At 58.8% G+C, this 6,388-nt stretch carries 7 protein-coding genes; all 7 read left to right on the top strand.

Translation table 11 applies throughout. The annotated features are described in order from the left end of the window. The first annotated feature begins 494 nt into the window (after positions 1 to 494). Positions 495 to 734: a hypothetical protein gene (locus tag AC3WJU_RS19220; RefSeq protein ID WP_492260599.1), complete on the top strand. Its 240-nt coding sequence runs from the start codon at positions 495 to 497 to the stop codon at positions 732 to 734. A 105-nt stretch (positions 735 to 839) separates the two neighbouring features. After that, positions 840 to 2,261, top strand: a complete 1,422-nt coding sequence (locus AC3WJU_RS19215; RefSeq protein ID WP_492260598.1) for a hypothetical protein — start codon at positions 840 to 842, stop codon at positions 2,259 to 2,261. A gap of 11 nt (positions 2,262 to 2,272) precedes the next feature. Then, on the top strand, positions 2,273 to 2,908 hold the full coding sequence (locus tag AC3WJU_RS19210; RefSeq protein WP_492260597.1) for an ABC transporter ATP-binding protein: 636 nt from the start codon (positions 2,273 to 2,275) through the stop codon (positions 2,906 to 2,908). Continuing rightward, complete coding sequence (locus AC3WJU_RS19205) at positions 2,905 to 3,828, top strand: ABC transporter ATP-binding protein (protein WP_492260596.1); 924 nt, start codon at positions 2,905 to 2,907, stop codon at positions 3,826 to 3,828. Before AC3WJU_RS19210 ends, AC3WJU_RS19205 begins: the two co-directional genes overlap by 4 nt. Beyond that, on the top strand, positions 3,825 to 4,601 hold the full coding sequence (locus AC3WJU_RS19200) for a hypothetical protein (protein WP_492260595.1): 777 nt from the start codon (positions 3,825 to 3,827) through the stop codon (positions 4,599 to 4,601). Before AC3WJU_RS19205 ends, AC3WJU_RS19200 begins: the two co-directional genes overlap by 4 nt. A gap of 219 nt (positions 4,602 to 4,820) precedes the next feature. After that, a complete protein-coding gene (locus tag AC3WJU_RS19195; protein WP_492260594.1) occupies positions 4,821 to 5,663 on the top strand; it encodes a hypothetical protein in 843 nt (280 codons plus the stop codon). Next, positions 5,660 to 6,322 (top strand): ABC transporter ATP-binding protein, encoded by a 663-nt coding sequence (locus tag AC3WJU_RS19190; RefSeq protein ID WP_306961988.1) that lies wholly within the window; start codon positions 5,660 to 5,662, stop codon positions 6,320 to 6,322. Before AC3WJU_RS19195 ends, AC3WJU_RS19190 begins: the two co-directional genes overlap by 4 nt. Positions 6,323 to 6,388 lie beyond the last annotated feature (66 nt).

Genomic DNA, 6,388 nt, shown 5'->3' with positions numbered 1-6,388 from the left:
GCCGTCGGCATGGTCAACATCCTTCCACGAGCACCAGCTCGCTAGGTCAAGGAGTCAACAAAACCGGGGGCAGTCCCGCACCTTCTTTCCTCGGCTTAAACGTGGAGGATTCCGTTTCAGAATCGGACTACTGGGGTGCACGGCAATCGTGTCCCTCCTCGGAGTTCAGCTAGTCAGTCTTCTGTTGTCGCTTACATCCCCGAAGGACCACTGGACAACATTCCTATACGTGGGCCTCGTAGGAGCATGCGCTCCCTTCATGTTCCGAAAGCAGTTGTCGAGTTCTTCCTCCAAAACGACTGCCGCCATTTTTGGAACCTCGCTCGCAACGGCAGCGGTTTCCCTAGCCCTCTGAATCCTAGAAAGGTCTGACATTGATTTACTCATCAACAGTCCGAACTATCGCCACAGCGTTTGTACTCGCGTGCATCGCCGGCAGCATCGTCGTCGGGCTCCTTCACGAACCGAGAACTCCAACGCTTGCATGGACGTCCTTGACTGTTGGAGCGATCTCCCTGTCGGTGGTGCTCGCAACAAGACGAAGTCCCAAGCGCGATGCGGTTCTGTTCATCATCAGTGGGATGGGCGGCGGTGTTTTCATTGGGGCATCGACCGTCGGTTTGCCCGGCTCGCTTCCGTTATGGCTCTGGACGATCGGCGCCATGTGTATCGGAACCGTGGCCCTCATCGTGGATGCAGAGTCGGCTCAAAGCAAATCCGTCAATCGTCTCTAGGCATCGGCAATGGGGAGTCTAAGAGCGGCTTACACATTCACGGGAGTACGCATACTGGCGGTCACGGGATGGCCGATATCCATTCGCACACTCGTGGTCCTCGGAGTGGCTAGCGGGGTTACTTTGGTCTGTGCTGTCCTGGCCGGATCGCTATTTGTCATGCGGCTGCTGCATGAGGCGCTGTCCTCCGACGCCGCGGGAAGCCATGCGGGAAGTGCTGCAACGATGGCAATCATCCTGTTGGCACTCGCCGTCTGCCTCTATATCTGCGTCGGTGCGCTCGCGCGGGAAGCCCTCAGCAGCCGGAGATTTGCAGTCCGGTTCAATCCAAACAGGGAGCTCTTCCGTGCGACCGATGTTTCAATGCACCATGTGTTTCTGGCCGAGGCAGTTCCTCGGGCTTCCATCTTGTTTGGTTTGTCGGGAGCCGTCTGCACCGCGGCATGGGTTGTTGTGCAAGAGGAAAGTGGAAGTGGCGGCCCATTGGCCCTGACCCTCTTAGCTGTCCCTTTCGGCTTGACTGCGACCTGGCTTGCCTGGAGTTCCAAGCTGGCCGCAAGTGATCCTCGCATTCCGGGTCTGGCCGTGGGATGGACCGTCTTCGCCGGGGGTTGCCTCTTGGCCGGGTTGCTAGGGGCCATCCTCGCCCGAGGGGTGCTTGTACTAGCCTCGGCAGCGCCCGGCTTGGACCTGCGACCCAACGCAACCGGCGCGCCAGGCGGCTGGATCGCGACGGCGGTGGCGATCGCCGTCGTCGTTTTTCCCCTTCTCACAATCCGGAACGTTCGAGCGATCAGGAGGCAATCGTTTCCCGTAAACGCCCGGGTCCCGCGGCGCGTCAGGGAGTTCGTATGGAAGACGACGACGCCGGTCGCCATGCTCTGGCGGGTCCTCACAGTTAATCTCGTCAGGGACAGGTCGTTTGCCCTGTTCCGTGGAATCGGAATCTGCCTGCTTCTGGCTGCTGCTACTGCGATCGGCTTTCGCGGGGGCGGGATCGGGCCGGACTTCCTTCCTGGAGTCCCCGGAATTCAGAACGCTGGCGCCTGCATCGTTTTCATGGTGGGAGTCGTCGGGAATGAACTCATGTGCAAGGCGAACAACCCGATCGGACTTCTTCCGCAGCTGAGATACAGCTGGGAATCCGGGTTCGGCCTCAATTCTCTTGCATGGGGCGTGGCCCTGACGCAGTCTGTGCTCCTGGCGCTGCTTGCGGCACCAGCGATGGGAGTCATTGTCTGGGCTGCAACCGGCGTCCTTCCCGTGGAGACTCTCCTGATTCCGTGGTCGATTGCGAGCAGCAACATTATTGGAAACGCCTACAGCAAGGTCAAAGTCCGGCAGGCCGACGGCTCGATGGAAATGTCCCTCGCGGGAGCGTTCATTGGCTTACTGCTTGCTGTTCCGGTGCTCGGCCTTCTCCTCCTGGGCAACGTCCCCGCAACCATTGCCGCCATCATGTACACGGCTCTTCTCACTGGAGGTGCAAAGATTTGCCTGCAACGCAGAATTCTCTCCCAGAAATAGTCTTCGACCGCGTGTTTGCCGGATACTCCGCCGAACGTCCCGTCTACGAAAACGTGTCCTTCGCGTTCACCGGACCCGCCTTGATCCACTTGCAGGGGAAGAACGGATCCGGAAAATCGACCTTCGTCGAACTGGCCAGTGGTTATCTGTCTCCGTGGGCCGGAACGATCCTTGTCAACGGAGCCAGCGCCGATGACCCTGGAAGTAGAAGCAGTCGGAGGGTGTGCCGGTCCGAAGCGGCGCTCTTCGCTCAGATGACCGCCCGTGATCACCTGGTGTTTGCCTGCATTGCCCGAGATCTCGATCCTGGTCCCGAAATACTCCGGGCGACCGCGCTGGGGATGGAACCGTGGCTAGGCGAGAACGCGGGGAACCTGTCCACAGGAAATGTGCGCAAACTCTGGTACGTCATGAACACCGTCGGCCAGTTCGATTGCGTAGTCCTCGATGAACCGTTCAACGGGACTGACACCGAGGGCGTGGCCTACATGCTTGAGGAGATCAGAGGCTGGGCGGAGTCCAAGCTCGTGGTTATCGTGACGCACTCACTTCAGGACTTGTTACCGGAAGCGGTTACGGTCCGGCTGGAGGACCTCAAGTCGCAGGCCGCTAACGGGCCGGGCGATGAATGCGTGGGGGTGAAATGAGAATCGTTGTTGACGGTGTCGGTGCGAGCTACGGCGCAAAGGAGGTGCTCCAAGACATTTCCTTTGCTTTGGGCCCCGGAGAGGTAGTCGGGCTCGTTGGTCCCAATGGACACGGCAAGACAACCTTGATGAAGCGGATGCTCAACCTGATTCCTGGAGCCGGTGAGACGACGTTCAACGGGAAACCCTATCGAACCCTGACACGGCCACAGCTGGCGGTGGGATCGCTGCTGTCGACGGAGGCTTTTCACCCCGGTCGGTCGGCTATGAACCATCTTCGGATGATCGGGGCGGCTTCTGGCATATCAAGGCGAAGTGCTGAGTTCGCACTCGACCGGGTGGGTCTAAGTGAGCATGCGACCAAGTCGCCCGCTTCCTATTCGATGGGGATGAAGCAACGTCTCGCGCTCGCAGCGGCACTGATGACCGAGCCTCAAGTGCTGATCCTCGACGAACCCATCAATGGGTTGGACGTGGAGGGTGTTAATTGGTTTCGGAACACAATCCGCAGCTTGGCGGGCGAGAGCAGGACAATCTTGCTTTCGACTCATATTTTGAGCGAGCTAGAGAAGCTCGCGGACCGCGTCTTGGTTCTGCACGGTGGAGGTCTCAGGGCTGATTGTCCGATGGAAGAACTCAAGACAACGACTTCAGGGCCAAACGTCACCGTCGCGGTGGACCGTCCCCACGAGTTCGCCGCTCGATTGCGCGCTGAGGACGGCTTGATCGTGACCTTCAACGGGGAGTCTCTAGTCATCGACGGAATGACGGCGAGAGACGTGGGCACCCTGGCCAACAAGCTTGGCTTCACGCTCTTTGAACTAACAACGACGCTTCGAACTTTGGAGGACGGCTACAACGACATTCTGGGCCGCGGAGTCCGTGAATGTCAGCGCCGTGGATCTGGGGGCAAGCCGTGAGGGACGCAATGCGCTACGAGTGGGTCCGGCTGATCACAACTCGCGGGTTCTACGTGCTGACCGCTGCGACGATTTTGGTATCGGTCGTGTTCAGTTGGGCGATGTCCCTGATGATCGCCAACATGGCTCCAGAAATGACCGCCCCGGCTGCTGGCGAGGCGGCAACGGTAGCAGCTACCCGTTCTCCCTTGGTGTTCCTTGCCGCGGGCCTGCTTGGGATCTTCTCTTTTGGGCAGGAGAAGCGATACGGGACGCTTTGTCTGGCACTCTTGGCGATGCCCCAACGGAGCGCACTGTTCGCGGCCAAGGTAGTGATGACGTTGTCGGTAACAACGACGTGGACGACCGCGTCCACGTTGATGTCCGTGATTGTTTCGAATGCTGTCCTGGGGAGCTCGAACCTCTTCGAATCCGACCCCAGGGTTCTGCTTGGCTGTTTGGTTCTAGCGAACGGATGGGCTCTTCTCGGCATTGGAACAGGACTCCTGTTGCCCCGAGCAGGCGCAGTGGCGTTGCTAGTAGCCGGATCGGCGCTGGTAGAACCTCTGCTGGGCCATCTGCTGGAAAGAATCGAGATTTGGGGAACATCGGCGGCCGCGTTTCTCCCGTTCAGGGCGGGATCGTCGCTCATCAGTTTCGCGGATCCAGCGCTCGCCGCGATTGTCGCGGAGACTGTTCCCCGTCTGCCGGCTCTAGTCGGCGGCGGATTGTTCTTCCTGTATGTAGCAGTTCTCCTTATAGCGAGCTACAGGAAAGGACTCGTCAAAGCCTAGTAATTGATTGATCGCTCGACGCCAAGGTTGCGTTCATCGGACGGATCAATGAATTCAAAGAACACTTGAAGTTGAGTTCCTGCGACAAGAAAAGGATTCTGAAGTGACGGATAGGCCGCTGCCGGGTCAACAGATTCAGGCTCGGAGAATGTGAGGATGGGCGCCGGTTTCCGTCGTCGGATTTCGCGTTGCATACGACGTGCCAAAGGTCTGCGGTTGATGGCCCTGGCTCTCTTTGGCCTGGCTGCCTGCGGCGCCGATCCTGCCGCGCCGACCAACGACGTCTCCGCCGTCAAAGAAGACCTGACGAAGCTCCAGGGAACCAACGGCCTCATACGGATGCCCGAGTCATCATCTCTCGCCAACGGCTCGGTCCACGGGACGTATCTTGCCGCGAGACTCCTCGACACGAGTTTTCCCGCGGTCGCAAGTGAGCGAACCCGAGGTGAACTGGAACGGGTGCTGAAGTCGGCCGAAGCGGACTTAATCACCCAACTCAAGGCACTTGTGGCACTGAAACGCTCCGGACCTTCATCCTGGGGGAGCTACGGTTCGATCATCGAGCAGGGAAGGGCAGCGCTTCCGGCTGCCGTGACATTCGCAAATCTCAGCGGGTACATCGACCTGGTGGATGTTCTGGTGCAGCTTGAGCCTAATGCCCGGTTGGCGCGACTGGAGACGTTCGACGCAGACCCCGGGGTTGAACATCTACTTTCCGGAGCGCTAATGGCGCTCTCCAACTCCATGTACTTCTCAAACAGCGAAGAAGTGAGATCAATGTTTCCGGCCGTCCAGTCCGCTCTCCCGCAGCTCATCGGTTCATCCAGAGGAAAGGGCCTGAACTACTTTCGGGCGTTGACCGCCATGACGAACGCAAGTCGGTCCGGACTTGGATCAAACGACTTCGACAAGGCGGCCGAGGAACTGCGGACTCTGAAAGGCTGTAAAGAATTCCCGTCTCTGTATCGGATGGAACCAGACAAAGCGTCACCATGCAGCCTCTCGATTTCAGCTGCCATGATCGCGGTCCCGGGTGCCTACGATTTCGGGGAGAACAAGTGACTTCGGTACTTCGTCTTGAGAACATCACCAAGTCTTTTTCAGATGAACGTGGGACCCGACAGTTGGTCCTTTCTGGAGTCAGCCTGAACGTCCAGGCAGGTGAAATCGTCTGGCTGCGAGGTGAATCGGGTTCGGGGAAGTCAACCATCCTGAATATCTCCGGACTTCTATCGACCCCCGATGCCGGCAAAGTGTGGATCAACGGTAACGACAGAACCGATGCATCGTCCCGGACGGCTAGTCGTGTCCGCTCGAGCGAAATTGGAATGGTGTTTCAGAGCAGCAACCTTCTTCCCGAACTTACGGCGCTGGAAAATGTTCTCCTTGCCAGCAGCAAGCCCATGACACGCGCAACGATTACGGAGCAGTTGGAACGCTTCGGTCTTGCGGCGGTCGCTGACCGGCAAGCGAAGAGGCTTTCCGGCGGCCAGCAACAAAGAGTCGCGTTTTGCCGCGCACTGATCAACGAACCATCGCTGCTACTAGCGGACGAACCAAGTTCGGGTCTTGACGCGCCAAACACTGAAGCCATCCTGGACGCCATGCGAAGGGGCGCCGACGGCGGGTGCGGTGTCCTCGTCGCTTCCCATGACGAAGTCTTCCAGCATGTGGCCCACCGTCAGCTTCCGATGAAGGAGTTGCTCCTTGAACAGAAATAGAGCCTTTGCTGCGAGGTCGGTGCGGCTTTCTCTCTCGAAATTGAGGCCACTCGCGGTCCTGATGAG

Source organism: Arthrobacter sp. FW306-1B-F12A (assembly GCF_058781865.1).
Note: the sequence above shows the minus strand (reverse complement) of the source record. Positions and strands in the feature narration are given on the sequence as shown.